A 25,975-nucleotide genomic window follows, 5' to 3' on the forward strand; every position below is an offset into this window, starting at 1 on the left:
TCAATCTTTAATGATGTTTGTATTGATAAAAAGAACATTGCAGAAACCCAATCTAAGTTTACTATTCCCCCATCTAAAAGGCTCGTAAAAACCCGACGTAACAAAACCTAATTTACTGAGGTAATCGTTGATGTCACTAAACATAGTTTTTAATTCATCACTACGATCAAAACCAACTTCTGCATAAATACATTGCACTTTTGCGGAAAGGAAATCGGCATCAAAACCTTTTAATACTTCAATTTCATAACCTTCAACATCAATTTTTATAAGATCGATGGCTTTCAACGATTTTAAATTGCAGAAAGATTGTCCTTCTAAAATGTTAATTGAAATAGCTTTTTGGTCTGTAGGAGAAATTTGCTTTTTAACGGAGTTAATTTCTGAATCTGCATTTTCATAAATAAAAACGGTCTTATTTTCTGCCCCTAACGCTGTCTTGGAAATATGAATGTTTTCGTATTTCTTTGTGTTTTCTTCAAGTATTTTAAAGGTAGATGCAACGGGTTCGAAACAATAAATCGTGGCTCCTGGAAATGCAGCAACAAACGACACTGCAGTTTGGCCAATGTTAGCACCAACATCGAAAATGGTGTTAATGTTTATCTTGGCTCTTTTTAAATCGAGTGTAAGATACCTACCATTAGGGATAAATTTAAGAAGTTTATGATTGATGTTTAAAAACGTTGTTATTGTACCATTTATGATTTGCCCGATTAGCAACTTAGTTCGCATTAGTTTTGTTTATTAATTTTTGATAAATATTTAAGTATCTCTGGCTAATAACGGATGAAGAATAATTTTCTAAAAAGTAAGTATTTACCTGCTGTCTTGAAAGGGTAGGGATTTGTGTAACATAGAAAACTAGATCATCAAAAGTATTTCCTCTAAAACCTGAAACTCCATGTGAAACTACTTCTGGAGCAGCACCTCTGTTAAAAGCGATTACAGGTGTGCCACATGCCATGGCTTCAACCATTACAATGCCGAATGGCTCATCCCAAATGATAGGCATTAAAAGTGCCGAAGATTTAGATAATAATTCATTTTTTTGCTGGTCATTAACTGGTCCAACATATTTTATCTGATCATTAAGGTACGGTTTTATACTTTCGTTAAAATAGTCTTCATGCTCTAAATTTAAATTGCCAGCTATTATTAAGCTTTTGTTTGTTTGTTGCGCAATTCTTATCGCAATATCGGGGCCTTTAATTGGCTCAACTCTTCCAAGAAATATGAGGGGAGCTTTAAGCTCTACCTCAGCGGTAAAATAATATTTTTTGGAGTCTACCCCATTATAAACGGTTTCAGTAATGGCAATTGGCTTAATTTTATTGCTTATATAATTGCTGCATCCTGTAAACATCAACGTTGATTTTTTTGCAATTTTTAATGCTTTAATAATTTGATTAATTGTAGGCTCTCGCTGATAACTCATTAATTTGGGGATTTTTAAGGGTAAAGATGGAGTTAAATAAGCAAGACGACCAAAGCTGTGTATAATATCGTAATTTTGTCTAAAAACAATATTGTTTATATATAACATGTTCTTTAAAAAATCAATTCGTCCATTTGTTTTACCTGGATACGGATAGAGCTTGGCTCGCGTAATAGATTTTTCGTGAGCAAATAAGGTTACCTCATGGCCTAAATAAATATATTCATTAATTAACATATCAATAATCCTTTCTATTCCACCATAAAATTCGGGAGGTACTGGAATTTCAGGATCAGCAGTAATTACAATTTTTAACTTTTTAAAAGTTGGTTCTAATTTGCTTCGCATTTTTCCAGCCGATTATTGTAGCTATTAATTTTGTTATTGGTCCAGAAGGGAAGGGGATATTGCTACCTCCTAAATCTCGTATTAATTTTTCTGTTTTTTTGACTAGCACAGAACAGTTCGGATAAGTCTTATAAACAAACAACTGGGCCATGTTTGCACATCCTAAATTGATTTCGCTATTGTTTGGATAACTTTCTTGAGCCACTGCTATTGATTTTACAATGGATGAATAGAGAGATTGGTAAGCTTCACTATTTTTTGCATTTGATAAGCTGTTCATGCCCGATCTATAAAAAAGAGAGCTTTTATTATTGAAGATGATTTCTGTACAGTTTTGAAAAATTCTCGAAAAAAATTCAAAGTCATCATTCAAACTGAGACTTTCGTCCCAGAGACCTGCTTTTTCGATTAGATTTTTTGGAATTAACGCTCTGCCTGGATTGGTCATTGTTTGACCGGATTGCCAGTAAATTTTTATCCAATCATAAAAAGAAATTCGTCCATTTGGTACAGATTCTTTACGAAAAGTTGAAAGGTCATCATTGTAAAATCTTCCCCAGTCAGAAAATACCACAATGTCCTCTCGATTTTCTATTGCTCGAAATTGAGTTGTTATAAAATTGGGTAAAAGGAAATCATCGCTATCAAAAAAAAGTATATACTTACCACTCGATTTCTTATATCCATAATTTCTGGCTCTACTTGCGCCTCCTTTATCTATGTCAAAGATGCTAATTCGAGAATCTTCAAAAGATAAAACTGCTTGTTTAATATTGACATCCGCACCATCATTTACCACTAAAATTTCGAGGTTTTTATAGGTTTGTCCACATATACACTCAATGGTATCTTTTATATAATCTATACAGTTATATGCAGGTATACAGATGGAGATAAGTGGTAATTCAGTATCCATTAAATACGATGTTTTCTTTTAAATTTTTCGAACATGCTATTTTGCTGATAGATGCCATTTTTATCGAAATTGCCAGCTTTCCACACTTCATTCCATAAATGGATGGTATACGTATCCGAATTAATTACACGCCCTTTCATAGTTGCGGGTTTAAAAATAGGGCGAACAAGCTCTTTAATTTTATTGCTGAAACTCATTTTGTCTAAAAATAGTTCTCCTAAAAATTTCCAGCTAAATGGATTGAAAAAATAATGTGCTTTCATTTGCGTGCTTAAGTTAAGCTCCTTAATTGCACGTTGAAATAAGAAAGGTCCTGCTAAACCAAAATCCATGGTATGTAAGTCTAATTTTTCAATTTCTTTTAAACAGAAATCAATAAAAGGTGCATTTTTTGGCGCTTTAAAAATGCAATTGTTGGCAAGCTCACCGTATTCCATTTCGTAACTCGAACAAAAAACCAGCTCTTCTTTAAAATCTAAAGGCTTTAAGCAAATGATATCCATATCAACCCACCAGCCTCCTTTTTTTTGAATTAGGAGTAGGCGAAAAACATCGGCGAAGCCTGAAACAGAACCTTTAGCCCAACCTTTTTTATATCTAAAAATGGATGACTCAGGCATGATTTCGTTGGCATCTTTTAAAATAGTCCCTTTCGGACTATTTTTTATTTCTTCGTAAGTGTATAAATGAAATTCGTGTCCATGATCAAGAAAAGATTGAATACAGAGCTTTTCAACATTTGATAGCGCTCCACCAATCCAAAGACCTTGAATAGGGTTGTTTAGATTTTTTTCCATGCTTTTTTAAAATATCCTTCTTTCGAAAGATCAACGTAGTGGTGTAAAGTTCCTTCTGTCGCGTCAATGCTTTGCTTTGAAGGGTTTACCTGATATTCTTGTTTGGTTAAAATAACTGAGGCTTGTTCGCCAATTAACATGGCGGTAAGTGCTTGTTCAAGATAATAGGAAGTTCCCTCTGCTTTTTCGAGTTCCACAATCCAATTTTCAAGGCCTTTCCAATTAAGGTTTTTACTGTTTAATCCGATAACTCCAACATTTACCAATTTTGGAATTGCAGTTTTGCTTAATTGCTGCATTAAAGCTTCTTCATATCCATAGGATTGTTGACAATCGAGCATGTATATGGGTTGAGTAGGATGTTGAAGCCAAGCAACAATATCGTTAGGACTTGACCAAAAAAGCATATCAGAATCGAGTACTAGTTTCCAATCTGAATTGCTTGACAGAGTATGAACATCCGTTAATTTTTTTAGATGCGGATATACTTTTCTCTTTTGATGCAATACTGGAAATAAGATTTCGGGCAGTACATTTTCCAGATTTTTTTGTATTAGCGTGGCGTTAACAATGACTGCTCCTGGTAATTGTTTCTGAATTTGGTTTTCCAATTCGATGGTAAAACTACCATCGTCAACAAGGATAAACTTGAATTTTGTTGTCGTGACTTTGCTTAATGACTGAATGCAATATAAGGTTTGGTAAAGGTACTCCTGCCCTGTAAGGAAGTAAATTTCTAAGCCATCTTCAAAAGATTTAACGGCTGGAAGTTTTGAAGATGATTTTTGCATTTTATTCGATGCTTGCATCATCTTTCTATAGTTCAGATAGCCGCCAAATCTACTGTACTTCTTTAGAGAAGATTTAGGAAGACGGTAAAGAAAATCAATTAGTTTTTGAATCAAAATTAGCGTTTGCTGAAGTTTTTATATGTTAAAAAAGGCATCACGCCAAAAAAGATGTCGAATATCGCTTGTGTATAATGGCGGCCAATTAAGCCGTTTATTTTCATGGGTTTGAGGGTTAAATTATCGCCACCAAAATTGGCTACTACATTGTTTTTCCATAGTACACCAAGCGATTTGCTAGCTATATGTGCAAAAATAGTTTGTTCTGAAAGGAAATCGTAGTTGGGGTGAATGGTGTTAATGATGTTTTCCAAATCAAAGTCTTCGTAAAATGGTATCGCCCGAAGCAAACAATAAGCCTGCATTAAAATTTTCCTTTTGGTATAAATCGTTTCCAAATGTTTTTAGTAAACGATTGTCGTATGCTGCACGCCAATCGCACATACCACCCAAGGCAAATTCGGTAGTTGGCTGTGGAATATGCGGAGTAAAGTCGTTAAAGAAAAGTATATCGCTATCAATCCAAATAATAGGGTTTTTAGCTGCAAAACGTAAAATTACAGCTAGTTTCTTGCCAAATGGATTTAATTCAGCGTATCGTAATAGTGCCAATCTGCCTTGTAGTTGATAAAAATGCTTCGTATTATCCCAATCCTCAACAATTAAATCACCTTGCCAAAACGCTAATTTTCTTTTTATTTCATCGTTTTTTAAACTCCCATCATTAATCACCGTTAGCTGTGGAACCTTTGACCAGTTTTTACTAATGGAAATAATTGATAGCTGCAGATAATCTAAATGATGTTTTCCGGTCATCATTACTACAGAAAGAGGGAATGTTTGTTTAGGTTGCGCTTTAAAAGGTTTTTGCTTTAAAATTGCACGGTAAAAATGAGGCAGTCGATATGCTAAACTATTTTTTAGTTTTAAAATCATTTTGATAATCCCTCAAATAAGCCACATGCCCCTTTCCACTTAATGTAATTTGCGGGGGTAAGCCAAGCCTTGTAAGTCAACCATGCTTTTGTTTTACGCATAGGTACTGACCAAGGTTTAATTTTTTTCCAAGGATTTATTCCATGGCTTTCTAAAAGTTCTATCCAAGATTGATTGGTGTTGTTTATTAATCTTGCCAAATATTTTTTTTGCATTCGTTCTACTGGAATGATGTGTTGAAGGCTCAAAGTAGGATAATAAGCCACTTGCCAACCCGATTTTAAAATTTCCAGTACGATATCGTTATCGCCTCCAGAGCTTAAACCGTTCCCTTTTCTATCGGATATGGTATGTTTTTTAGTTTGGTACGACTGAAGCGCTTCTTTTCGGATGGCCATACCAGCACCAATTGGGGCAGCTTCGGGATATTTTTCTTGCCAAGTAGATTCAATAATTTCTTCTCCTAAATCGCGCAAAGCTAAATTGCAGTAAAATTCCTTTAACCAAACCGGAGGATCAGCCTCAAATAAAGGCAACGATTTTCCGCCAATAGCCCCTAATGTTATAGAAGCATTAAAAATACGTTTTACTTCTTCCAAATAATTTTCCGCTAAAATATTGTCGTCGTCAACTAGTACAATAATTTCGCCTTTGGCTTGTTTAAAACCTGCTAAACGGGCTGAGGTTAAGCCTTTTTTATCCTCAGATATTATTTCAGCATTAGGATGCCAAGATAGATCGATTTTAACAGGATTGGTTGAACAATTATCGACAATAATTAATTCCCACTCATCGCGCGTTAGACCTTGATTTTTTAACCCCATAATGGTTTGGTTTAACTTGTCTGGATTAGGATTGAACGTTGGAACAATAACAGAAATTACTTTAATCATTTCGAGTTCCTTTTATTTGTGCAGGTACCCCCATCGCAATAGAGTAGGGCAGAATATCTTTGGTCACTACACTACCCGCTCCGATTACACATCCATCGCCAATGGTAATGCCACCAAGAATTTTACAGCCTGCTCCAATCCACACATCGTTGCCAATTTTAACTGGAAGTAAAATATCGCCTTTATCTCTTATCTTTTCTACTTTGGATGGAATGGTATGATTGGAACTTACAATGCAGGTATGCATGGCAATGAGCGTGTTTTTACCTATTTCAATTCCTCCATGTCCATACATGATTACATATTCACCCAGAAAAGTATTTTCATCTATATGAATGGCGCCGCCGTACGCTTTTAAAATGCATCCATTTGATATTTCACATCTTTTTGAAATATAAACTGAACCTTTTTTGGTAGAGTATCCTTTAGATATAAAAACTCGTGGCCAGATTCTAACGCCAGTTTCAATTTTAATTTCGAACAAACGGTACACAAAAATATAGCACCTAGAAATGATTCTTAACATAAAAAATCTTTTAGTACTTGGTTAAGTTTGTTAAATCCAAACGTTTCATTTTCTGTATGCCTAAAATCAATTTGAAATGTTGAATATTTTAGTCGGCACGTTTGTGCTAAGCGGGCGTAACAAGGTTGGAAAAAGCTGTCGTGCGGGAAAAGCTCTAAAATTTTGGTGTTTTCTTCACAGAGATAGATGTTGCTTAGCCCTGCTCCGTGGGGACCAATAACGTGCGATGCATGTTGCATAATGTTTATACTTTCTCTAGCAGAAAGGCTTGTTAAATCGATCACTTCAATTTGCGGGTATTTTTGGAGCAATTCGTTTTCCCAAACAAGATTTCTATTGACAAGATTTTTTCGGCTAATCCAAATAACTTTTTCCTGACGGATAGGTCTTGGTAGTATCGAGATTGCAAACATTTCTTTTAAACGGTCAATGCACCAGGTATTGATTTGCTGATCGTGTATGAGTCGATTGCTGAAAATGAGTTGTTCACATTGAAAATGACTTTTTGCATCCACCCAGATTATTTTTTTTGTATCTATTTCTGCTTGATGCATCCATTTTAGTTTCCAATCGGTAGCGGGCCCGTTAAAAAGGAGGTGGTCGCAATTGGCAAGTATTGATTTAAATATTCCCCATTTAGCTAGTGATTCGAATAAAAAATGATAGAAACCACCATCAGCTCCTATGCTTAAAAAAGAAAGCGTTATTCCTTTCAATTTTTTTATTTCAGGCATTTTAAATGCATTGGTATAGGCTATATCCTGTAGTTTTTTCGACCAGTCTATCGCCGATTCATGAATAAACGTTCGTTTTTCTGGCGAATACACTAAGCCAAGATGGCCTAAAATGCATCCGTTCTCTAAGGAGAATACTTTCCTGTCTGGATTTTTGAATAAGCCTTTTTCTTTAAAACGCGGTACCGTATTTTTAAAAAAACGGTGGTTTAAGATTTGACCATACGATTCAAAAGTTGTTGAATAATAGCTCAGCTCCCCTGATTCTTCGTATAATTTGGCCGAAAGCGTTTCTAGGTTTTCTACAGGCTGTCCAATTGTAATAAACTGGAGCTTATCCCAGGCTCTTATTTTATATGGGTTATGGGTAAAAAGTAAGATGGTAATCTTTTTTAGTAGGCGGAGAATGCTCATTTTTTAAATGCTTTTTTTAGGTGAAACATTCGGAATTTAATTCGCCAGCTGCGGGGTAAAATGAATTTATATATTTTCCAAAATAGAGATGATTTGAACGGAACTTTAAGTTTACAGTTTTCACTTAACTGAAAGGCCTCTTTGGCTAATTGAAACTCCTTCATCAAAATAAAAGATGAGGCTACTTTTTGCGCTTCTGCGCCTATGGCGAATTGAACTTCGTTGTTTGAATATGTATTGGCATATTGGCGAAGTAAGTTAAAGCGAATTTTCCAAGCTAAATTTTGATTGGAACTTGCTGAGTCAGCATAGCGGTAAGCATACGAAAGTTCCTTCTCAATGACCTGAAATTTTGCACCAAAATGTGCCAATCGAACATGCAAATCTGCGTCTTCCCAGATTCTTAATTGTTCGTTGAAACCTCCGATAGCTATAAGAACCTCCTTTTTATATAAGCCATTAATCCCCCCAATGGGGTGTGAAATGGTATAAACTAAGGGGATTTTATTGATTTCCTGTTGGCTGTATTCCCAACTTAATACCGGCTTTTTCGTTGCCGCATCATACCATTTCACATTGCATAAAACTACATCCAACTGTTGGTTATTTTCAAGTACCGTTGCCGTTTCAACTAAGTATGATGCGTGTAGACCGTCGTCAATATCATGAAAATGAATGAAATCGCCTTGGGCTATTCTTATCAGCTGGTTGCGGGCATAAGCAGGCCCTTTATTTTCCAAGCCTTTAATTACTTGATATCCTTTTGACTTGAGTTGTTCATAGGTGTTGTCGCTACTAGCATCATCGTAAAAAATAACTTCGTCAAAAGGTTTTTCCAGCGCTTCGATGTTTTCAATAAAAGCATCTAGGTATGCTTCGGCATTGTAGCAGGGTACTAGTAAGGAATAGCAGTGGTTTAGCATTCAGTTGAAACTTTTATCCAGCTTGCTGGAATAATATTTTCAGGATATTCTTTCTTTATTTTAAAACCCAACCAGAATTCCGGGCAGTAAATTTCCTTGTTTTTGTTTGGATTTAAGTAGGCTGCCCACCAAGCGAAGGAACTATTTGAAACAATGCAGATTGAAGCATTCATCATGATTTGAAAGTCGATAATCATATCATTATGGACAAACTCGGCATTCTGAACATCCGAAAACTCATTTCTGGTAAACTCAATATCGTCGCTGATAAAAAGAATTTTATACGTAGAAAGCTGATCAATCTGATTAAGACAGTTGCGATAATAGGTTGTGGGAAGCGACAAGTCTGTACTACCCAAATTTTCATACCACCAATATCCTAAATTTAGATAATCACTTCTTCTGATGTGAATGGCAATGATTTTATGCTTCGCAAAGTAATCGCCATATCGCTTGTTAAATGCTTGCTGGTGTGTTTTCTTAATTTGAATGTACGAATGAATGTCGTTTTTTATTTCAGTGAAATAGTGCTCAGATTGGAAGAAACCCTCATATATTTCATTTTTTCGTAAGCTGTCAGAAGTATATTCTTTGTTTTGAAGGGGGCTAAAAAGTGATTTTTTCTGAATCTTTAACACTATTCGTTTAATCGAATTAAGCGAGGGATGGTATCCTTTAAGTGTAAAATAGTTTGTTAAAAGGAACTTCTCTTGCTTCTCGTTAACGAAGAAAGGAGTGTCTAATTTTTTTGATAAGGCACGGACGAAGGCATATTGAAATAATTGATTGCCTAATCTACATTGAATGGTAACTCCAATCATTTTATGCTTTTAAGTAATTGTGAGGTTTTAATGAATTAGATAGTAATACTATTTTTTTCGCATCCAAAAACTGTAACCTTCTGTATGCGATTTCCTTTTTTCGAAGTTTTGATTGCGCAAAGCTTCATCTGTTTTTTCTAAAACCTGTTTGATTTTAGGATTGTGAATTGATTCATAATAAGCAGCATAAAGTACTTCATACTCATTGAACCCGTTCATCATTATGGCAGCAAGAAGGTACTGTTCAGTCCATAATTGCGAGGACACATTCATTGCGTAATCATAAGGTAAATAAACATCATGAATATGTATAATTACACCTGAGGGTAAGGATGGCAGTAATTTAAAGAAAAATGAAAGCGTATCATTCCCTTGAAAAACATAATGTGAACCGTCCATAAATAGAAAATCTCCCGATTCAAGTTGAAAAAAATTCTGTTCGAGGGCAAGTTCTAGTGGAAGATTAATTAATTGTTGACAAACGGCATCGATTTCAACTCTTGGTGAAGGATCAATACAGGTAATTTTTGTTTCTAAAGCGTATTTATCTTTAAAAAAATTCATGTACCTGGTTGAGATGCCTGAACCAATTTCAATCAGTTTTTTAGGTTTAAAGTGTTGCATTAAAGCACTTAACGCTGCTGCATCGTGGATGCCAAAAAAGTAGTTATCTAAATAAGGTAATTTGACTATTTTCTCTTCTTTTGAGAGCTGTAAAAGTTGAGGTATTTCGGTTACAATGAGGTGCTCAAGAGCTTCTGTTTTCTGTTTTTCGATACAGTCTGTAAACTGTTTTATCAGCTCTTCAGAAAACGAATTTCTGTTTTCCTTTTTATCATAGTAGATTGGAAAGTACGTGCGTGATAGGTTGATGCCAAACCCAGGTAATCCTGAACGATCAAAAATTAACCAAGCATTTTTACTATTAATTATTTTTTTAAATGCTGTTATTTGAATTTTAAACAGGATTTTTTTTAAAAATGCTTTCAAGAAATTTGTTTAATTTAAGGTATATTTTGTTTAACAATATAAGACGGTTCCAATTGTAGGCAGGGCCATGAGCATCTGTATGACAGATTAACTCATGATCTCGTTTCCAAGAAATACCCATTTGAGGGTTATGCGTTTTAGCCTCTTCGTGTACATTGGCCGTGGCTAAAATTTTTTTAATTAGTTTTTTTCTTTTCCCTTTTACCATTCGTAACCAAAGCTCATAATCGAGTGAACATTGTAGCTTTTCCCAAATAGGTTGATGAATGTTAGCTTTCCAAAAACAAGCGGGTTGCTGTAAAGTAGGAATGCGTAAAAAGTAATCATGCAGTGGTTGAACTTTTATTAATTCCGTCTTTCCGCTCTGTACATGGTAGTTTTGGCTATAGCCGTATATAAAATCAGCTTTGCTTTTTAAAAAGGTTGAAATAGCAAGATGGAATGCATCTTTTTCATAGTAATCATCGCTATTAATCCAAGCATGGTAATCACCAGAAGCTAAACTAAAGCCTTGATTTATTGCCTGTCCTTGGCCGTTATCTTTTGCTGATTGCCAATAACTTATCCATGGAGTATATTTTTTGATGATTTCGATTGAACCATCTGTACTGCCTCCGTCTATGATAATGTATTCAAGGTTTGGATAGTTTTGCAAAAGAACCGATCGAATCGTTTGCTCCAAAAAGGCTACTTGATTGTAGGAGGGCGTAACAATAGTAAGCTTTGGCCAGTTTACACTTGAACTGTAATTTTTCGGATTTACTTCTTCATCCCAGATCCATCCTTTTTTATTTTGCGTTTTCGGAAGTTTTGCAAGAAGGCCTTCTCGCTCAATAGGTACTGTAGGCAAAGGGAGTTTAATTCCCTTTGTTATAAAGGTTGATCTATATTGATTTAAGTTAGGGAGATTTATTATCGAAGTCAAAATCTATTTTATTTTAATGTAAGTTGCCCAAGTTTGAGGATCGTATTTTTCGAAAGCATGGCAACCAAAGGGTAGTTTTCCCCTGAGTTCTTTTAATGCTTCCGCCGGATTTGTTTCTATTGAGAATTGTAATGCAAGCTCATCAGAGGGAAGTTTAAAAAAAGGATGCAAAAGATTCCCCCAATACTTAAAGAAGCCATCCTCATTGTTCATTCCCCAAGATTTTATTTTTCGTTGTAGTAGTTTGGTTAAATAATAACACGATTTTGTTTTTCTTAAGGAAAAACCACCATTACCCACATTTCTTAGTTTAAATTTAGTTCTAAGTAGTTTATTTATAGTAATTAGTAACCTAGAGTACCCCTTTAGAAAATGAATTTCGCCAAAAGAATTACTGTGAATTTCATGAGGAGCACCAATAAAATCGTAATTTTTAGAACACCAATACAGCAGTTCATCTTTAAAAACAAACGCATCTAGCTGATAAACCAAAATGTATTTGTAGCAGAGAAAATGCTTATAGAACATCGGAGATAACATCAAGGAATTGTAGCCTGCAATGTTTTTAAAGTAGGTATCGTTAAATCTTATAAGCCGAAAATCTACTTTTTCTTTGCATTCGTTTTCATATATATCTGTATCAAGACTTTTGGGTGTAACAAAAATAATTGGATAATTTGCCAATATCTTTAAACATTGTCTTAGTGAAAGGTACTCCAAATCGGTTAAAGTAGCCTTGTAAATCGGAATAACTATAGCAACAGTGGCCCTCATTTGGTATCGAACAGAATTTTTTTTAATTTATTTAGTGCAGCTTTTAGTCTACTTTGATAATATTTTGTAAAGGAAGGAATTAAGATCGAAAATCGTTCTGTTTTATCGGCTTGCTTATGTAATTTAATTTCTTTTGGATGAATAATATCTGTTAAGAGATGTTGAACCATTTTTGATTGATTCGAGCTTTCATCAAAAGTGTGTGTCGCATTTGGTCCAAAACCAATATTTGAAATAAGATTGTTCCAAGGAGTAATGCATAACCCATTATTTTTCCATATCCAATACATCCATTGATAATCCCAAGCATCTAGTCCGCTAACAATTAAACCGAGGTTATATTTCCATAAATTGCGCTCTCGTTGGTTTTTGAAGGTGTTTTTAATTACGGATTGTCGCGTTTGGGCTGTCTCTGAAGCTAATGCATATGTATATTTATCCCATGCTCTTTTCCAAGTAGCCCATCCCCAAACATGTGGATATTTTGAAAAGTAATAGCTGTGTTCATCTAATGGTTTAGTTTGATAACTGGTTCCACAGATCATCATAATGTTTTCTGCGGTATCGTATTTATACAACAGATTTTCGCAGTAGTCAAAAAAACTTTCGTTTGGAATGCAATCGTCTTCTAAAATTACTCCAGCCTCAACATGATTAAAAAACCACGAAATACTACTAGCAGGACCTAAACCGCATCCTAAGTTTTCATCCCTAAAAAGTAACTTCACCTCACAATCCCAATCAATTAATGAGGTAATTTTACGTGCCTCAGCGCAAAGAAGAATATCTTTTTCATTGTTGAGCCGTGGACCGTCAGCAGCAATAAAAAATTGTTTCGGTTTTTGTTTCCTTATTTCAAGAAACACTCGATTAGTTTCTTCAGGACGATTGAAAATGAGCAAGAGGATGGGGAATGTATACAAATTAATTGCCGTTAAAATAAATTGAGAATAGATTTAGGGTTTAAGGTGTTTTTTTGTACTTCAAGATATTTAATTTCAAGCATTTTATCTGACACCAGAAATTACCCCTATGCCTATTCGTACTATTTTTTCTCTGCCTAAAAGTGCTACCACCATTTCGGTTATTAAATATAACTGAGTAGAATTACAGAGATCATTTAGAATGAAATATCCTGAATACCTTAAGAAAGTACTTTAAAGAGGTTCTTAGGTAGTTTTTTTGATCTCGTTCATGAAATTTTTTATAGACATTTAGTTTTAGAAGAAGATCTAATATTTCGACTCGATGTTTTAACATAATGTACTCATGATTAATTTTGGCCTTTTTAACACAAATTTCAGATATCATAGAGTTTTGTTTAATACGGTAACCAAAAAGTTCTTCTTCAATAAATTTAAATTTAAATCCTTTAAAAGAACAGCTTATCCAAAAAGCCCAGTCTTCATTACCTGGAAAAGGCATATTTTCATCATAGCCTCCAATAGCTTCCCATACCGATTTTCTAAATATGGCACATGCATCTATGTAGTTGCCACATAAAAGTTCTGTAGCATCAAATTTTTTGGTTTGAAATTTCCTTTCAGGGATATCATCCCCGAAGAAATATGGTTTAGCATATACAATATCAACCTTTGTTTTTTCTAGCAAGTCGATTGCTTTTGTAACATAAGCAACAGTTGTTTTATTATCCGCATCCAAGGGAAAAATGTACTTTCCATGAGCCTCTTTTATTGCTTTATTTCGGCTAAAAGCTAAACCCATATTTTTTTGAGTTATAAGTTTTACTCCTTTTAGTTTTGATACATCTTGCAGTACCTCGAGGGTAACTAAATCTGTAGATCCATCATTGATAATAATAATTTCTTTATCCTCAATTTTGCATTCTAAAACACTATCAATTGCCTCTTTTAGATATTGACCATCATTAAAACAAGGTATAATAATCGAAATTTTCATATTACTTTTTTTTGGCTACAAAAACGTAATTCATTGTGTTTGAATCGTCTCGATAAATATTGTCTAAGTATTGAAATAAACGATTTACGGATTTTATTCCTCCTATTACTTTAAAAATAAAGCGGATACTTTTACCTTTGAATCCTTTAATACTATTTATTTGTGGATACAATGCATGCAAAAATGCTTGACCAGCAACTGACCATTTGCCTCCATTGGAATAAATTTTAACAACTTCGAAACCTGCTTTTTCTAAAATAAAGGTGAAGCCATGTTTTGTAAACCTAAAAAAATCGTATGGTTCTTCATGCAAAGGCCAATACATTGGACCGCTAAGAATAAAAAAACCTTCTGAACGTAAAAGTCTATAGGCCTCATTTACTAAGCCTTGATGATCTTCTACATGTTCAATTGTTTGTGTTGATATAACCGTATCGAATGAACAGTCGTTAAGTGGAATTTGATTGGCGTAACATAGTATATCAACTACTTCCTGACTCGATTGAATAATGTCGCAGCCTAAATAATGACTAACATATGAATTTAGAACTTCTTGATAGGGTTTGTTTCCACAACCAATATCGAGTAAGTTACCGCTGGCATATAACTTAAAAGCATTAAATAAGTCTTCATGGTAGGGTTTGTAATGTAAATACCAAAGATGGTCTAGTTTTGCTTCAGGTATAATAAGACGTTCCAAATGTGTTTCTCTTGATCCCAAGTTATTTTTTATTTTGGTTAGGTAATATTGATAGTATTTTATTTAAAAAATAATTGAATTTTTTTGTTTTCAATTATAGATAACTTTGGCTAGAGGTGTAACTTGTTAGAGATTAGGTGTTTCTTTAATACTTCAAGATATTTCATTCCAAATTTTCTATCGGGTTCCAAATAGTTTCCTTCGGCCCATTCATTCCACGATTTTATAAAAACAATCTTCTTCCCAACTTCATTATCCTTTACTAATAGGATGGCTTGTTTTAAATGTTCTTCGAAATATTCAGGTGTAGAATTTTTAAAAATCATCGAATTTATTCCTGATCGTGGGGAGTTATCCCAATTGGGAATTACACATGGGTAGTTAGGGTAATTAAGCTTCTTTTTTGTAATAAAAAAATCAAATACTTTTTTGTAATCGTAAATTTGAACTGGACGCTTTTTTAAAAACCTATATAATCTTGTTAAGGTTTTATATTTAATTAATTGGTTTTTATAGGTGCCATATAAAGTTTTTTGTTGATTTGGGATACCTCTGTATAGATTTCCATGTAAAACTAAATTTGCAGCATCACAGCCATTTTCTATTGGATTCCAATTTTCATAACCCGAATTTGCCACAATGTACAAGCCCTTTAATCCATTTTTAATCGCCAAATTTCTAAACAGATCAGTAAACTGCAAAATGTTGGGAATGTTCTCAGGGGCATTAATAACAAACAAAGGTTTACCATCCACGCAAATGTATCTTGGATCTGTAAAGGCTTTTAATAAATAATTAAAGTGGTTGGTATAGTCTTCAGCACCTAGGTAAGTTTGTTCAATTAAAATTTTCTTAGGATTACCATGCCAAATTCCGGTCCAAGTTTCATTTGCCCAACCCAGGCAAAAAGGAAAATCCGGATTACCACTTTCTAACACCTCGTTAAAAGGACGTTCTATAATTTTTTTCCCATTTCCAAACCAATAATGCCAATAGCAGAAACCTTCAATTCCGTGTTCTTTAGCGAGAGCGGCTTGTTGAGCTCTCGTTTCGGGTACACGCAAATCGTAAAAACCTAAATCAGCAGGTAGGTTAGGCTGTTGGTGTCCTTTAAATAAAGGCCTCGCTTTGGTTACGTTTGTCCATTCGGTAAATCCTTTTCCCCACCACTCATCGTTTTCAGGTATTGGGTGAAACTGAGGTAGATAAAAAGCAATGGCTCTAATTTTGTTTTGGTTCTCCATTTTAACGTATTATTTTAAAAATTTATCCGAAAAAAAACGTATTATTTTTAAAACTATGGGGGGGATAAAGTCTTTTATATGTTCATTTGTAGTATTGGATTTTTGGCTACTTTCAGAATTTGAGGTAGATAAATTATGCTTTAGTAATAATGAGAAAAAGTTAGTATCTAATAATTTTTGATTCCTCATCATACTGTCATCATGCAAACGAATTAATGTGTAAGTATGTTCTTCAAAATGATGATGAAATGTGTAATTGTTGTTAATACAGCGAATATGAAAGTCCCAATCTTCTAATGCAGTTAATTGCTCATCAAAAAAACCAACTTCTTTAAAAACTTGAGAAGGGTAAAGAGGGGCTGAAATAACAAATGGGTTTCTTGAAAATAATACTTCTTTCTGGCTTTGGATAGTGTCGGTAATTTTTAATTCTGTGTGGGCAATAAAATTGTTTCTTCCCATTATTTTATAATTAGAAGGATCATTATGCTCAAAATAACGCATACTTGAGTAAACAATCGATCGATTAAAGTGAATCGAAAGTTTTGTTTCGAGGGCTTTTCTCTCTAATAAATCGTCAGCATCCAAAAGCTGAATATAGCTCCCCTTTGCATTTCTTATGCCTGCATTTCTTGCTGAAGAAAGCCCTTTGTTTTCTTGAAAAAGATAGGAAAAACGTTCATCTTTTGAAAGATATTCTTTAGCAATTGATTCGGTATCATCGGTAGAACCATCGTTTATAATAATACACTCCCAATTAGTATGTGATTGAAATAATATACTATTTAGACAATCCTTTAAATAGGAGCCTTGATTAAAACAAGGGACTAGTATTGATATTAATTCCACCTGATTCAAATAACGTAAGAATGATTTAGTCTATTAATCACGATAATGGGCAGTAGAGATGGGTTTAATAAAACATTTAATCACAAATTTCGCTTGTTCTGAAATACTAAAATAGTTTTTATAAAGAGGATAACGCTTAATAACCTTGTAAAGGTTTTTAGGAGTATATTTTATTTTAGTAAGAAAAAAAGTACGGATGATAATTTTGTTTTTATTTAAGGCAAAATTTTCAAATATCTCGGGTTCGAAAATGTTTTTAATTTGGTTAAGCTTTAATAGGTGTTCTACCCATTTGATGTAGTTATTTAGTTGTTGAAAATCAGAAATGTTTCCTTTTAGAAAAAGTAGTTCTTGCACATAATGATTTTGTATCGAAGCTTCTTCCCAAAGTTTTTTTAGGACATTAGCTCGTATGCTCTCTGATTTTGTTTGCTGTTTTGCTTTTTTTGTTTCGGAATATTGAGCATTGTGTAAGCGATATAATAGCAAGGGTTCTGGTAAATTAGCCATTCTTCCTAACCATGCACAGCGTGTCCATAACTCGTAATCTTCTGCAGTCTCAAAGTCGGAATCATAAATCAAATTATATTGCCAAAGAAATTTAGCTTTAATCATCACGGTAGGATGCGCCATTGGGCAGTATTCTAATAAGGCAATTTTAATTTCTTCGGGGTTTAGAGGTAATGGGATTATTTTATTACTTCCGATAATTTGATATGAAGAACCGCAAATTGAAACTTCTGGATTTGATTTTAAAAAAGAAATTTGCCTTTCGAATCGATTGGGCAGACTTATATCGTCGCCGTCCATTCGAGCGATAAATTCGCCTTTGGCAGTTAGAATTCCTATGTTTAAACTATCGACTAAACCTTTTTTTTGTTTTTTTTCAATTAAAGTAATGCGTCTATCAGTATAAGTTTTGATGCTTTTTAAAGTATTATCTGTTGAGCAGTCGTCAATTATGAGCAATTCAAAATTTGCATGAGTTTGCCTTAAGATGCTATCAATTGCATCTTTAATATACATTTGGCAATTGTAAACCGGCATGATAACTGTAATTAAATCAGTCGTTATAATCTTATCCAATTTTTAGGACTAATATGAACGGCTTTCTCATTTAAGGCTTTATCCTCGAACCAATTTTTAGGAGCGATGACTATTTTATCTGGATAAGTATTAAGCAAGGCACCCCACCAGCTGAAACTGCTGTTAGCAATAATGTTATGTTTACAAATAGACATTAAATACATATCTAACCATGCTGCGCATGTGTGCGAAATAAAATGTTGTTCAAATTGAAGGAAATTGAAATTTTGTTTACACCATTCAATATCATCCGAAAAGATATAAAAAATAGGGTTCTCTATTTTTTGGTTGATATAGTTTATAGCGTTTTTATAGTAAGTTATATTTAAAACGCCGTGAATATCAGTCAAGTTTGGTTTTAAATAATCACCACGTCGAATGTGCAGACTTACAGAGTTACTAGCTGTTTTTATTAAATTTGCAAGGTTTTCTTGGGCTTCGTGTAATTGGGGAAATTTAAAATCCTGTATCAATTCTTGTTTTATTTCTTCAAAATAAGATGGATTTTGAAAATATCCATCCAGATAAATATTTTTTAAGCCCTGGTGAATAAACTTTGAAATATTATTATCGTTAATTTCTTGATACTTTGGCTTAATTACACATAGAAGGGGGCTTTCCGAAAAGATAAATTTTTTGTAATACGGATTAACAAAAGAACTATATAAATTTTCGAAAATTTTTAATTCATGTGCTCTTGCAGTAAAAACATCGGTTGATTCAGTATTTTTTTCTAAAAAAGAAAGATCTAGATGTACTTTTTGGGGAAAGGCAAGGTAGCGGGCTGTAGCATATTGAAACATCTGATTACCTAAGCCACCCATTAATTTACAAATAATCATAAATCTTTATTTGTGTTGAAATCGATATGGTTTCTCCAAAACAATACATCGTATTTTTCCCAAGCGTGACAGCCAAAGGGAAGTTTTGAGGAGATTTGGTAAAGCTTTTCCGAGTTTGTTTCAGTAGCAAATTTTGCTGCGGTAAACATATCGGGAGCCTTAAACCATAAATACTTTTTCTGAATTATTTTGCCCCAAAATACATCCTCGTGCCAATTATTTTTCCCAAAGAAAGAATGTGTATTGTTTGTGATCGTTAATTTTCTTAATATTTCAATAATCGAAGTCATGCTAGGCTTTTTGAAAAATTGACTCAATAAATAGACTGGAGAAATTAAATAAGAAAATTTGCTTAGCACTTTTATATGACTCTTTACTTTTCGAAGCGAAAAGCCCCCGTTCCCAATGCCCATGAAATGTGGAAGCGAATTTTTTGGGTTATCAGACGAAAACCATGGAGCTCCTATATAATCGAAGTCCTGTGAACACCAAAATAGTAGTTCATCGCTAAATACCCAGGCATCAAGTTGATAAATTAATAGGTAATCGTATTGCTTAAACTGTTTATAGAAATATTTATTTAAGAGTAAGGAATTATAGCCCTGGATGTTAGTAAAGTAATTTTTCTTAAAGTACTTGATCGAAAATTTATACTCGACTAATATGTTTTCATAGGCGTAAATATCTAATTCTTTATGAGTAAATAAACAAATGTCATGTTTGCCAAGGGTTTTGAATAGCTGTAATAATGAAGCTTTTTCTGCCTCTGTCGGTTCCGCACGATATATTGGTATAGTTATAATAGCGGTCGGATTATCGTTAAATTTTACAGGTGGCTTCAATTTACTAGTATGGGCTAATTATTGTTTTTAAATAATTGAGCGGTCGTATCATCAAGTTACAGAGTTTATAAGAAAAAGAATTTCGAAACCTCATTTTCTTTCTGCGTTTGACGATTTTTATTGATTAGGGTAATAGGAGGTATTAAGTAGGTTTTATAAATCAATTTGTTTTGGTTGTAAACACGCCTGTTAAAGTGTCTTCATAAGCCTGATTATTTTAATACAATATGACTTTTTAAATGTGCTAACCAGTTGATAACTTAGCGATAATCACTTTATTCCTTTATAAACCAAAAGCAGCCACAACCATAGTTTTGTTGAGCACCTTCTTCTAACGAGGCATTTTTAATTAACTCTTCTGAATCAGTTATTAATGAAAATTCTTGTAATTTAAAACCAGTCATATATGTTAGAAAAATAGTTGGGTCATAAATTCGATGGGCATTGAATGCTATTCTTTGTGAGCCTACTGGAACAACAATTAAAAGACTTCCACCAATAGCACACACCCGTTTTAATTCTCTTATTGCCTTTAAATCACCATCAGGGTCTAATGGATCTCCATAGCGGCCTAGGCCAATATGTTCTATTGTATGCATACAAGATAAAGATGGAATTGAGTTTGTTTCGAATGCAAACTTTAATAAATCACCTTTTTGCGAAATTAAATTTGATAATTTTAGTTCAGCAGGTCTAAAATCGTAGAAATCTACCGGAATAAATGCTGATAATATTGTGCTAAAATAAAGTGTAGAAGAAATATCAATATGTTTTATAGGACTAATTTCCTTAACAATTCTTGCTGCCCAAGCTGGGTGATAAATATAATGAGCGTCAAAATTAGTTTTTTCAGTGTTATCATTTAGACATGGAAATAAGTCATTTTCATCAATTTTGAATCTTGATGAATCTAGTTGTATAAATTCTTGAAGATCACTATAGAATTTCTTTTCTGCCAATGACGTAACTTTTGTTTTTTTTCTAAAAAAATTACCTAGCATTTTTTTCAAGTTTTGATATTTTTGACTTCATCTGATTAATTATAGCTCCTGTATGGCTTTCTAATTTTATCAATTGTTTGTTCATTTCATCTGGAGAATGAACAATTTCAAATTGAATGGTTTCTTCAAGATATAGTAAGCTCTTGTTGTTTTGAGAAAGACCAATTGTAATGTTATAGATCCCCAATGCAAAATCTGTATAATCTTCTATAAATTCTGCACAGTAAATGCCAGGTTGCACATTTATAGGTTGATGCCAGGTAGTTTTGAGTGGTACACCCAGCAAGTTTGTTATACCTAATCCACAAACAAAATCATTAATAGCTTGATTTACTTCGAACTCTACATATACTTTCCACGGTTTACCGATACTAATTTCAGCTTTGGGTTCGTTGTCAATATTTCTAAGTTCAACTTTAAGCACATTGGCAATAATTTGCTTAGTTGAGGGAAATGTAATTCTGGCAGCTTTAGTATTTAGTGAAAGATATTGATCGATTGTAGAATTTACTCCTCCATTATAAACCAACTGTCCATTCGATAATAAAAGTGCATTTGTGCATAATTTTTTTATTGCTTCCATATTATGGCTAACAAAAAGTACAGTCCTGCCTTCACCTGTGCTCACATCCTTCATTTTACCCAAGCATTTCTTTTGAAATTCAGCATCGCCCACAGCTAAAACTTCATCGACTATCAAAATTTCAGATTCTAAATGCGCGGCAACAGCAAAGGCTAAACGAACGTACATACCAGATGAATACCGTTTAACAGGGGTGTCTATATAGCGTTCAACACCAGCAAAGTCAATTATTTCTTCTAATTTACGCTGAATTTCCTTTTTCCGCATGCCTAAAATGGCACCATTTAAAAAGATGTTTTCTCTCCCGCTTAATTCAGGATGAAAACCTGTACCAACCTCTAATAAGGATGCAATTCGCCCATTACCTGATATTTTTCCAGTAGTAGGGGCTGTAATTTTGCTTAATATTTTAAGTAAAGTACTTTTTCCAGCACCGTTTTTGCCTATAATACCGACTGCTTCGCCTTGTTGAATTTCGAAATTAATGTCTTTTAAACTCCAAACTACATCGCTAGTTCCTTTGGTAGACCGGTCATTTACTTCCCCAATTTTTAGAAATGGGTCTTCTTTTCCCCGAACGCGTGCAAACCAACGCTCTAAATCATGACTAATTGTTCCAGTTCCTATCTGACCTAATTGATAGGCTTTACTTAAGTTCTCTACTTTAATTGCTATGTTCGACACGTAAAATTTTGGATAAATAGTAAATAATTCAGCTTAAACCGTATCAATAAAATTTCGCTCTACTTTATTAAAAATGACAATTCCTGCGGTTAAAATTGTTGCGGTAACCACACTTACATATCCTAATGCCAACCAAGAGAAAGTTCCTTCGCCTAAAAAGCTATAGCGGAAACTCTCTAAAATTGGAGTCATAGGATTGTATTCAACAATCCAAGCATATTTAGGGAACTTTTCTAAAGCAGTAGATAGAGGATAGATAACCGTTGTGGCGTACATTAATAGTTGTACTCCAAAACCAATTAAGAAAGTTAAGTCGCGGTATTTGGTGGTCATGGCCGAGATAATCATGCCCATTCCTAAGCCCAATAAAGCCATTAAAACAACCAGGTATGGGAAAAGTAACACCGCAAATGTTGGTTTAAAGTTTGCTCCTGAAAAGTAGTAATACCCAAGTAGGATTAAAAACAGAATCATTTGAACACCAAAGCGTACCAAGTTACTGGTTACAATACTTAGTGGAACAATTAATCGAGGGAAATACACTTTGCCAAAAATTCCGGCATTGTCTCTAAAAACAGTTGATGTTTTATTCAAGCAATCGGCAAAGTAATTCCAGGCTGTAATGCCGGCCATGTAAAATAAAGGTTTTGGCAAACCATCGGTTGAAATACCGGCTAAATTTCCAAATACAAACGTGAAAGTAATGGTCGTAAACAAAGGTTGAATAAAAAACCAAAGTGGCCCTAAAATAGTTTGCTTATAAAAGGAAACAAAATCACGTCTAACCAACAAAACCAATAAATCTCTATAAGCCCATAGCTCATCAAGTTTTAAATCAAAGAGCGATGATTTTGATTCAATAGTCCAATCGTGATTGGAATTTTCGTGTTGCATGAAATATTAGGATGAAATAGGGAGTTGAAAGTGCAAAGGCATGTTGATAAGTTCAATCACCGTTTGCTGGTATTTTTCATAGCTAAAATGAGCCATGGTTTTTTCTTGTAATTGCTTGGAGTGTTCAGGGTTAAAGGGTTTATCTAAATTTGCACAAATAGCAGTTTTTACGGCTTCGAGACTTCTTGGGTTAATTAATGTGCCTAAATCGCCGTTTAAAAGCGCATCGGTACTACCATCTAAATTGCCGGCAATAACTTTGCATCCACAAGCAGCAGCTTCGATAAATACAATACCAAAACCTTCTTTTTTGCTGGGCATAATGAAGGTGTCGGCTAGCAAAAAGTAGTCGGTCAATTCGTTTTCTTCGACATAATCAACCAAAATAATATGATTCTCCAGCTTGCTGTGTAAAATATATTGGTTAATTCTTGATTTTTCTTTTTCATCGGCTTTGCCCGCCAAAAGATAAACCAGTTTCGGGTATTTGGGTATTAACTTGGCTATGCTGGCAATAACAAAATCGTATCCTTTATACAATTCAAAAGAAGAAAGACGGCTAATGGTTAAAAGAACCGGTTGATCGGGCGTAATATGATGTCTTTTTAATAAGTACCCAGGTTTTGAGAATGTTTTAGGGATGTTAAAGTAGGGGTCCAGACAATTGTTTACGACGGTAATTTGTTCGATGTTAATTTGATGTTTCGTAGCCAATATTTGCGCGGTATATTTACTCACTGCCCATATTTCGATGTTTTTTTTCAAGAAAGAGGCCTTCCAATAGCGTAAATTTCGCCATACTTCTATGCCATGAGCCACCAAAATGATGCGCTTGTTTCGGTTAAAAAAACGAATAACCAATGCGATAAAAAGTAAATTAACGTGTGTAAGTAAAATAACATCGTGCTGAAGACCTTTCTTTATTGCGCTAAATGCAAACGGTATTTTGCTACCAGAATAGCCCTTAAAGTTCTCCTTGTTAATATAGCGAGTGTCTATATGCTTCGTTTGGTCACAAAGTGATAATACCTCCAAATTTGTAGGGTTGTTTTCAATTGCACAATCTTTTAGAACCTTACAAAGTATTTTGTTTACCTTTTCGATTCCGCCAGTTAGGCTAAAAGTACTTAGCGTTAGTAGAAGCATGACTTTAATAGTTTAAAATAAATCTACACGTGTATTTCAATTCAAATAGGTATCACTTAATTTATGACACATACAAAAGGTGTAGCGCAAGCGCCTTTGACCAATGTATTTTACCTGCAATAAATTCATCAAGTAATTCACTTGCTTTTGGATTGTTCGATAGTAAAGCATTCTTGTTTGTTGCTAATTCTTTCTGTAGCCATTGTTGCAAAGGAAAGGTAAAGCCCATTTTGGGTCGATTCCAGATTTTTTTAGGCAATAGCGATGAACAAGCAGCTATTAAAATTGCTTTTGGTTGTTTGGTTTTATATTTAAATCTACTTGGGACGGATTGTACTAAAGATATTAATTTTTTATCTAAAAAAGGTAGACGCACTTCAATGCCGTGTTGCATGCTCATGGTGTCGGTATCTTTTAGAAGTTGATTTTGCATATACAAGTTGAGTTCTAGCCAACTCGCTTGTTCTTTTGCTGTTAAATGGGCGGGTAGTTCATCGAACTTAATGTTTGATAATACCGTATCCACTTGTTTAATGCTGCAGTTTAATATGTCTGCAATTTCATCTGGCGTAAATATTCCTCTTAAAAAGAGGTATTTACCTGCCGTGTTTTTGTAACGAAGATAATAGCTTCTTTTAATGCCCGCATGTTTAAAATGAAGCCCAAGTTTTAACAAGCTTTTAGGTAATGCTGAGAGTGTCTGTATCAACCTGATTCTTTTAAAAGATGGGTATCCACCAAATAATTCATCGGCTCCAATGCCAGAAAGAACAGCTTTTAGATGGTTCTGTTTAGCGGAATAATTGACAAACCATGAATTGATGCCGTCCGTAGTAGGTTGGTCCATCGCTTGCAAAGCTTGGTTAAAATGTTGTTTAAAGAAATCTTCTGTTATTGTATATTCGGCGTGGTTGGTGTCAATTTTTGAAACGATACAATCCTGATATTTTTTTTCTGAATAGTTGCTCTCTTCAAAATTGATGGACAGGGTATTGAGTTTTTTTATCTTTCCTTCTTTTTGAATTTCATCTGCAATCAAACTCAAAATACTGCTGTCTATTCCGCCACTTAAAAATATCCCAATTTCAGCGTCGGCCATCATGTGCGTTTTTACGGAGTCGTAAAGTACCCTTTGAATCTTTTCAACCGCTTCTTTTTCGGTAGCGATAAGCTCTGTAGGGTGCACGCTGCCAAATTTCTGAATCTCACAACTGTTATCATTCAAAGCGTATTTCAAATAATGTCCTTTAGGAAGCATCTGAATTTCTTCGCATGTGGTATAGGGTTCCGGAATATGTCCGAAAGCCAGAAAATAGATTTTCCAACTGGGATTGGCTTGGTATGCATACGGCAATGCATGGAAAGCTTTCACTTCAGAGGCAAATACCAACTGCTGATTGACATGGCTGAAATACAACGGTTTGATGCCTGCAGAATCGCGTACTAAATAACAAACCTCTTTTTCTTTATCGTAAAGAGCCAAAGCAAACATTCCTTCTAATTTTTGGAAACTGTTGACTCCCCACTGGGCAAAAGCTGCCAAAATTATTTCAGTATCGCTGTTTGATGAAAATGTAAAACCAAAATCCGTTAATTCAGTTTTGAGGGCTAGATAATTATAAACCTCACCGTTGAATGTAATAGTGAATCTGCCATCCTCGTACTGCATTGGCTGATGACCTGCCGGAGATAAATCGAGTAAAGCTAATCGCTTATGTCCAAAAGCAATATTCTTTTCCAAGTTGATAAAATAACCTTCATCGTCTGGTCCACCGTGTGCCATGGTTTCGGTCATTGCCTTAACCAAATCGTACAGATTTTCGTCTTTATTTAATTTATTAATAATTCCAGCAATTCGGCACATATCTTTCTTCTAATCAATAAATCTTTGTGGGGTAGAC

Annotated in this window: 28 protein-coding genes; all 28 read right to left on the minus strand. The window is 34.2% G+C overall.

Annotated features, from left to right (window positions below):
• Window positions 1–735: an FkbM family methyltransferase gene (locus ACJVDK_RS18300; RefSeq protein ID WP_443938109.1), complete on the minus strand. Its 735-nt coding sequence runs from the start codon at window positions 733–735 to the stop codon at window positions 1–3.
• The gene (locus tag ACJVDK_RS18305) at window positions 725–1,786 is read right to left on the minus strand and encodes a glycosyltransferase (protein ID WP_443938110.1); all 1,062 of its coding nucleotides are present in this window, start codon (window positions 1,784–1,786) and stop codon (window positions 725–727) included. The genes ACJVDK_RS18300 and ACJVDK_RS18305 overlap by 11 nt, the downstream gene beginning before the upstream one ends.
• The gene (locus tag ACJVDK_RS18310) at window positions 1,758–2,702 is read right to left on the minus strand and encodes a glycosyltransferase family 2 protein (protein ID WP_443938111.1); all 945 of its coding nucleotides are present in this window, start codon (window positions 2,700–2,702) and stop codon (window positions 1,758–1,760) included. Before ACJVDK_RS18310 ends, ACJVDK_RS18305 begins: the two co-directional genes overlap by 29 nt.
• Window positions 2,702–3,499, minus strand: a complete 798-nt coding sequence (locus tag ACJVDK_RS18315; protein WP_443938112.1) for a glycosyltransferase — start codon at window positions 3,497–3,499, stop codon at window positions 2,702–2,704. The genes ACJVDK_RS18310 and ACJVDK_RS18315 overlap by 1 nt, the downstream gene beginning before the upstream one ends.
• Window positions 3,484–4,311 (minus strand): hypothetical protein, encoded by an 828-nt coding sequence (locus ACJVDK_RS18320; RefSeq protein WP_443938113.1) that lies wholly within the window; start codon window positions 4,309–4,311, stop codon window positions 3,484–3,486. The genes ACJVDK_RS18315 and ACJVDK_RS18320 overlap by 16 nt, the downstream gene beginning before the upstream one ends.
• 95 nt (window positions 4,312–4,406) lie before the next feature.
• Complete coding sequence (locus ACJVDK_RS18325; protein WP_443938114.1) at window positions 4,407–4,661, minus strand: hypothetical protein; 255 nt, start codon at window positions 4,659–4,661, stop codon at window positions 4,407–4,409.
• Window position 4,662: 1 nt separating this feature from the next.
• Window positions 4,663–5,283 (minus strand): hypothetical protein, encoded by a 621-nt coding sequence (locus tag ACJVDK_RS18330; protein WP_443938115.1) that lies wholly within the window; start codon window positions 5,281–5,283, stop codon window positions 4,663–4,665.
• The gene (locus ACJVDK_RS18335) at window positions 5,280–6,176 is read right to left on the minus strand and encodes a glycosyltransferase (RefSeq protein WP_443938116.1); all 897 of its coding nucleotides are present in this window, start codon (window positions 6,174–6,176) and stop codon (window positions 5,280–5,282) included. The genes ACJVDK_RS18330 and ACJVDK_RS18335 overlap by 4 nt, the downstream gene beginning before the upstream one ends.
• A complete protein-coding gene (locus tag ACJVDK_RS18340) occupies window positions 6,169–6,702 on the minus strand; it encodes an acyltransferase (protein WP_443938117.1) in 534 nt (177 codons plus the stop codon). The genes ACJVDK_RS18335 and ACJVDK_RS18340 overlap by 8 nt, the downstream gene beginning before the upstream one ends.
• Window positions 6,696–7,850, minus strand: a complete 1,155-nt coding sequence (locus ACJVDK_RS18345) for a glycosyltransferase family 61 protein (protein WP_443938118.1) — start codon at window positions 7,848–7,850, stop codon at window positions 6,696–6,698. The genes ACJVDK_RS18340 and ACJVDK_RS18345 overlap by 7 nt, the downstream gene beginning before the upstream one ends.
• Complete coding sequence (locus ACJVDK_RS18350; protein ID WP_443938119.1) at window positions 7,847–8,773, minus strand: glycosyltransferase family 2 protein; 927 nt, start codon at window positions 8,771–8,773, stop codon at window positions 7,847–7,849. The genes ACJVDK_RS18345 and ACJVDK_RS18350 overlap by 4 nt, the downstream gene beginning before the upstream one ends.
• A complete protein-coding gene (locus ACJVDK_RS18355) occupies window positions 8,767–9,594 on the minus strand; it encodes an alpha-1,2-fucosyltransferase (protein WP_443938120.1) in 828 nt (275 codons plus the stop codon). The genes ACJVDK_RS18350 and ACJVDK_RS18355 overlap by 7 nt, the downstream gene beginning before the upstream one ends.
• Window positions 9,595–9,642: 48 nt before the next feature.
• A complete protein-coding gene (locus tag ACJVDK_RS18360; RefSeq protein ID WP_443938121.1) occupies window positions 9,643–10,584 on the minus strand; it encodes a class I SAM-dependent methyltransferase in 942 nt (313 codons plus the stop codon).
• On the minus strand, window positions 10,553–11,434 hold the full coding sequence (locus tag ACJVDK_RS18365; protein ID WP_443938122.1) for a glycosyltransferase family 2 protein: 882 nt from the start codon (window positions 11,432–11,434) through the stop codon (window positions 10,553–10,555). The genes ACJVDK_RS18360 and ACJVDK_RS18365 overlap by 32 nt, the downstream gene beginning before the upstream one ends.
• Before the next feature lie 78 nt (window positions 11,435–11,512).
• Window positions 11,513–12,193 carry a DUF5672 family protein gene (locus ACJVDK_RS18370; protein WP_443938123.1) on the minus strand — a complete coding sequence of 227 codons (681 nt, stop codon included), beginning with the start codon at window positions 12,191–12,193 and terminating at the stop codon, window positions 11,513–11,515.
• 86 nt (window positions 12,194–12,279) lie between these two features.
• Window positions 12,280–13,206, minus strand: a complete 927-nt coding sequence (locus tag ACJVDK_RS18375) for a nucleotide-diphospho-sugar transferase (RefSeq protein ID WP_443938124.1) — start codon at window positions 13,204–13,206, stop codon at window positions 12,280–12,282.
• A gap of 193 nt (window positions 13,207–13,399) precedes the next feature.
• Window positions 13,400–14,203, minus strand: coding sequence for a glycosyltransferase family 2 protein (locus tag ACJVDK_RS18380; protein WP_443938125.1), 804 nt, complete (start codon window positions 14,201–14,203; stop codon window positions 13,400–13,402).
• 1 nt (window position 14,204) lies between these two features.
• Window positions 14,205–14,924, minus strand: coding sequence for a class I SAM-dependent methyltransferase (locus tag ACJVDK_RS18385; protein ID WP_443938126.1), 720 nt, complete (start codon window positions 14,922–14,924; stop codon window positions 14,205–14,207).
• Window positions 14,925–15,013: 89 nt separating this feature from the next.
• Complete coding sequence (locus tag ACJVDK_RS18390; protein ID WP_443938127.1) at window positions 15,014–16,147, minus strand: glycosyltransferase WbsX family protein; 1,134 nt, start codon at window positions 16,145–16,147, stop codon at window positions 15,014–15,016.
• A 9-nt stretch (window positions 16,148–16,156) separates the two neighbouring features.
• On the minus strand, window positions 16,157–16,996 hold the full coding sequence (locus ACJVDK_RS18395; RefSeq protein WP_443940068.1) for a glycosyltransferase family 2 protein: 840 nt from the start codon (window positions 16,994–16,996) through the stop codon (window positions 16,157–16,159).
• Between the two features lie 33 nt (window positions 16,997–17,029).
• A complete protein-coding gene (locus tag ACJVDK_RS18400) occupies window positions 17,030–18,082 on the minus strand; it encodes a glycosyltransferase family 2 protein (RefSeq protein ID WP_443938128.1) in 1,053 nt (350 codons plus the stop codon).
• Complete coding sequence (locus ACJVDK_RS18405) at window positions 18,067–18,924, minus strand: alpha-1,2-fucosyltransferase (RefSeq protein WP_443938129.1); 858 nt, start codon at window positions 18,922–18,924, stop codon at window positions 18,067–18,069. The genes ACJVDK_RS18400 and ACJVDK_RS18405 overlap by 16 nt, the downstream gene beginning before the upstream one ends.
• The gene (locus ACJVDK_RS18410; RefSeq protein ID WP_443938130.1) at window positions 18,921–19,766 is read right to left on the minus strand and encodes a DUF5672 family protein; all 846 of its coding nucleotides are present in this window, start codon (window positions 19,764–19,766) and stop codon (window positions 18,921–18,923) included. The genes ACJVDK_RS18405 and ACJVDK_RS18410 overlap by 4 nt, the downstream gene beginning before the upstream one ends.
• 275 nt (window positions 19,767–20,041) lie before the next feature.
• Complete coding sequence (locus ACJVDK_RS18415; RefSeq protein ID WP_443940069.1) at window positions 20,042–20,767, minus strand: DUF268 domain-containing protein; 726 nt, start codon at window positions 20,765–20,767, stop codon at window positions 20,042–20,044.
• Window positions 20,757–22,034, minus strand: a complete 1,278-nt coding sequence (locus tag ACJVDK_RS18420) for an ABC transporter ATP-binding protein (protein ID WP_443938131.1) — start codon at window positions 22,032–22,034, stop codon at window positions 20,757–20,759. The genes ACJVDK_RS18415 and ACJVDK_RS18420 overlap by 11 nt, the downstream gene beginning before the upstream one ends.
• Window positions 22,035–22,067: 33 nt before the next feature.
• Window positions 22,068–22,928, minus strand: coding sequence for an ABC transporter permease (locus ACJVDK_RS18425; protein ID WP_443938132.1), 861 nt, complete (start codon window positions 22,926–22,928; stop codon window positions 22,068–22,070).
• Between the two features lie 6 nt (window positions 22,929–22,934).
• Window positions 22,935–24,074: a glycosyltransferase family 4 protein gene (locus ACJVDK_RS18430; RefSeq protein ID WP_443938133.1), complete on the minus strand. Its 1,140-nt coding sequence runs from the start codon at window positions 24,072–24,074 to the stop codon at window positions 22,935–22,937.
• A gap of 61 nt (window positions 24,075–24,135) precedes the next feature.
• Window positions 24,136–25,938 carry an asparagine synthase (glutamine-hydrolyzing) gene (gene asnB / locus ACJVDK_RS18435; protein WP_443938134.1) on the minus strand — a complete coding sequence of 601 codons (1,803 nt, stop codon included), beginning with the start codon at window positions 25,936–25,938 and terminating at the stop codon, window positions 24,136–24,138.
• Window positions 25,939–25,975 lie beyond the last annotated feature (37 nt).

The organism is Pedobacter paludisoli, from assembly GCF_052344095.1.
Taxonomy (GTDB): Bacteria; Bacteroidota; Bacteroidia; order Sphingobacteriales; family Sphingobacteriaceae; genus Pedobacter.

What these genes read in the sequence shown, in the direction of transcription:
- ACJVDK_RS18355 (WP_443938120.1), bottom strand. Translation starts at nt 9,594, where the DNA reads ATGATTGGAGTTACCATTCAATGTAGATTAGGCAATCAATTATTTCAA.
- ACJVDK_RS18310 (WP_443938111.1), bottom strand. Translation starts at nt 2,702, where the DNA reads ATGGATACTGAATTACCACTTATCTCCATCTGTATACCTGCATATAAC.
- ACJVDK_RS18380 (WP_443938125.1), bottom strand. Translation starts at nt 14,203, where the DNA reads ATGAAAATTTCGATTATTATACCTTGTTTTAATGATGGTCAATATCTA.
- ACJVDK_RS18305 (WP_443938110.1), bottom strand. Translation starts at nt 1,786, where the DNA reads ATGCGAAGCAAATTAGAACCAACTTTTAAAAAGTTAAAAATTGTAATT.
- ACJVDK_RS18390 (WP_443938127.1), bottom strand. Translation starts at nt 16,147, where the DNA reads ATGGAGAACCAAAACAAAATTAGAGCCATTGCTTTTTATCTACCTCAG.
- ACJVDK_RS18425 (WP_443938132.1), bottom strand. Translation starts at nt 22,928, where the DNA reads ATGCAACACGAAAATTCCAATCACGATTGGACTATTGAATCAAAATCA.
- ACJVDK_RS18320 (WP_443938113.1), bottom strand. Translation starts at nt 4,311, where the DNA reads ATGATGCAAGCATCGAATAAAATGCAAAAATCATCTTCAAAACTTCCA.
- ACJVDK_RS18315 (WP_443938112.1), bottom strand. Translation starts at nt 3,499, where the DNA reads ATGGAAAAAAATCTAAACAACCCTATTCAAGGTCTTTGGATTGGTGGA.
- ACJVDK_RS18300 (WP_443938109.1), bottom strand. Translation starts at nt 735, where the DNA reads ATGCGAACTAAGTTGCTAATCGGGCAAATCATAAATGGTACAATAACA.
- ACJVDK_RS18335 (WP_443938116.1), bottom strand. Translation starts at nt 6,176, where the DNA reads ATGATTAAAGTAATTTCTGTTATTGTTCCAACGTTCAATCCTAATCCA.
- ACJVDK_RS18405 (WP_443938129.1), bottom strand. Translation starts at nt 18,924, where the DNA reads ATGATTATTTGTAAATTAATGGGTGGCTTAGGTAATCAGATGTTTCAA.
- ACJVDK_RS18345 (WP_443938118.1), bottom strand. Translation starts at nt 7,850, where the DNA reads ATGAGCATTCTCCGCCTACTAAAAAAGATTACCATCTTACTTTTTACC.
- ACJVDK_RS18415 (WP_443940069.1), bottom strand. Translation starts at nt 20,767, where the DNA reads ATGCTAGGTAATTTTTTTAGAAAAAAAACAAAAGTTACGTCATTGGCA.
- ACJVDK_RS18430 (WP_443938133.1), bottom strand. Translation starts at nt 24,074, where the DNA reads ATGCTTCTACTAACGCTAAGTACTTTTAGCCTAACTGGCGGAATCGAA.
- asnB (WP_443938134.1), bottom strand. Translation starts at nt 25,938, where the DNA reads ATGTGCCGAATTGCTGGAATTATTAATAAATTAAATAAAGACGAAAAT.
- ACJVDK_RS18340 (WP_443938117.1), bottom strand. Translation starts at nt 6,702, where the DNA reads ATGTTAAGAATCATTTCTAGGTGCTATATTTTTGTGTACCGTTTGTTC.
- ACJVDK_RS18350 (WP_443938119.1), bottom strand. Translation starts at nt 8,773, where the DNA reads ATGCTAAACCACTGCTATTCCTTACTAGTACCCTGCTACAATGCCGAA.
- ACJVDK_RS18330 (WP_443938115.1), bottom strand. Translation starts at nt 5,283, where the DNA reads ATGATTTTAAAACTAAAAAATAGTTTAGCATATCGACTGCCTCATTTT.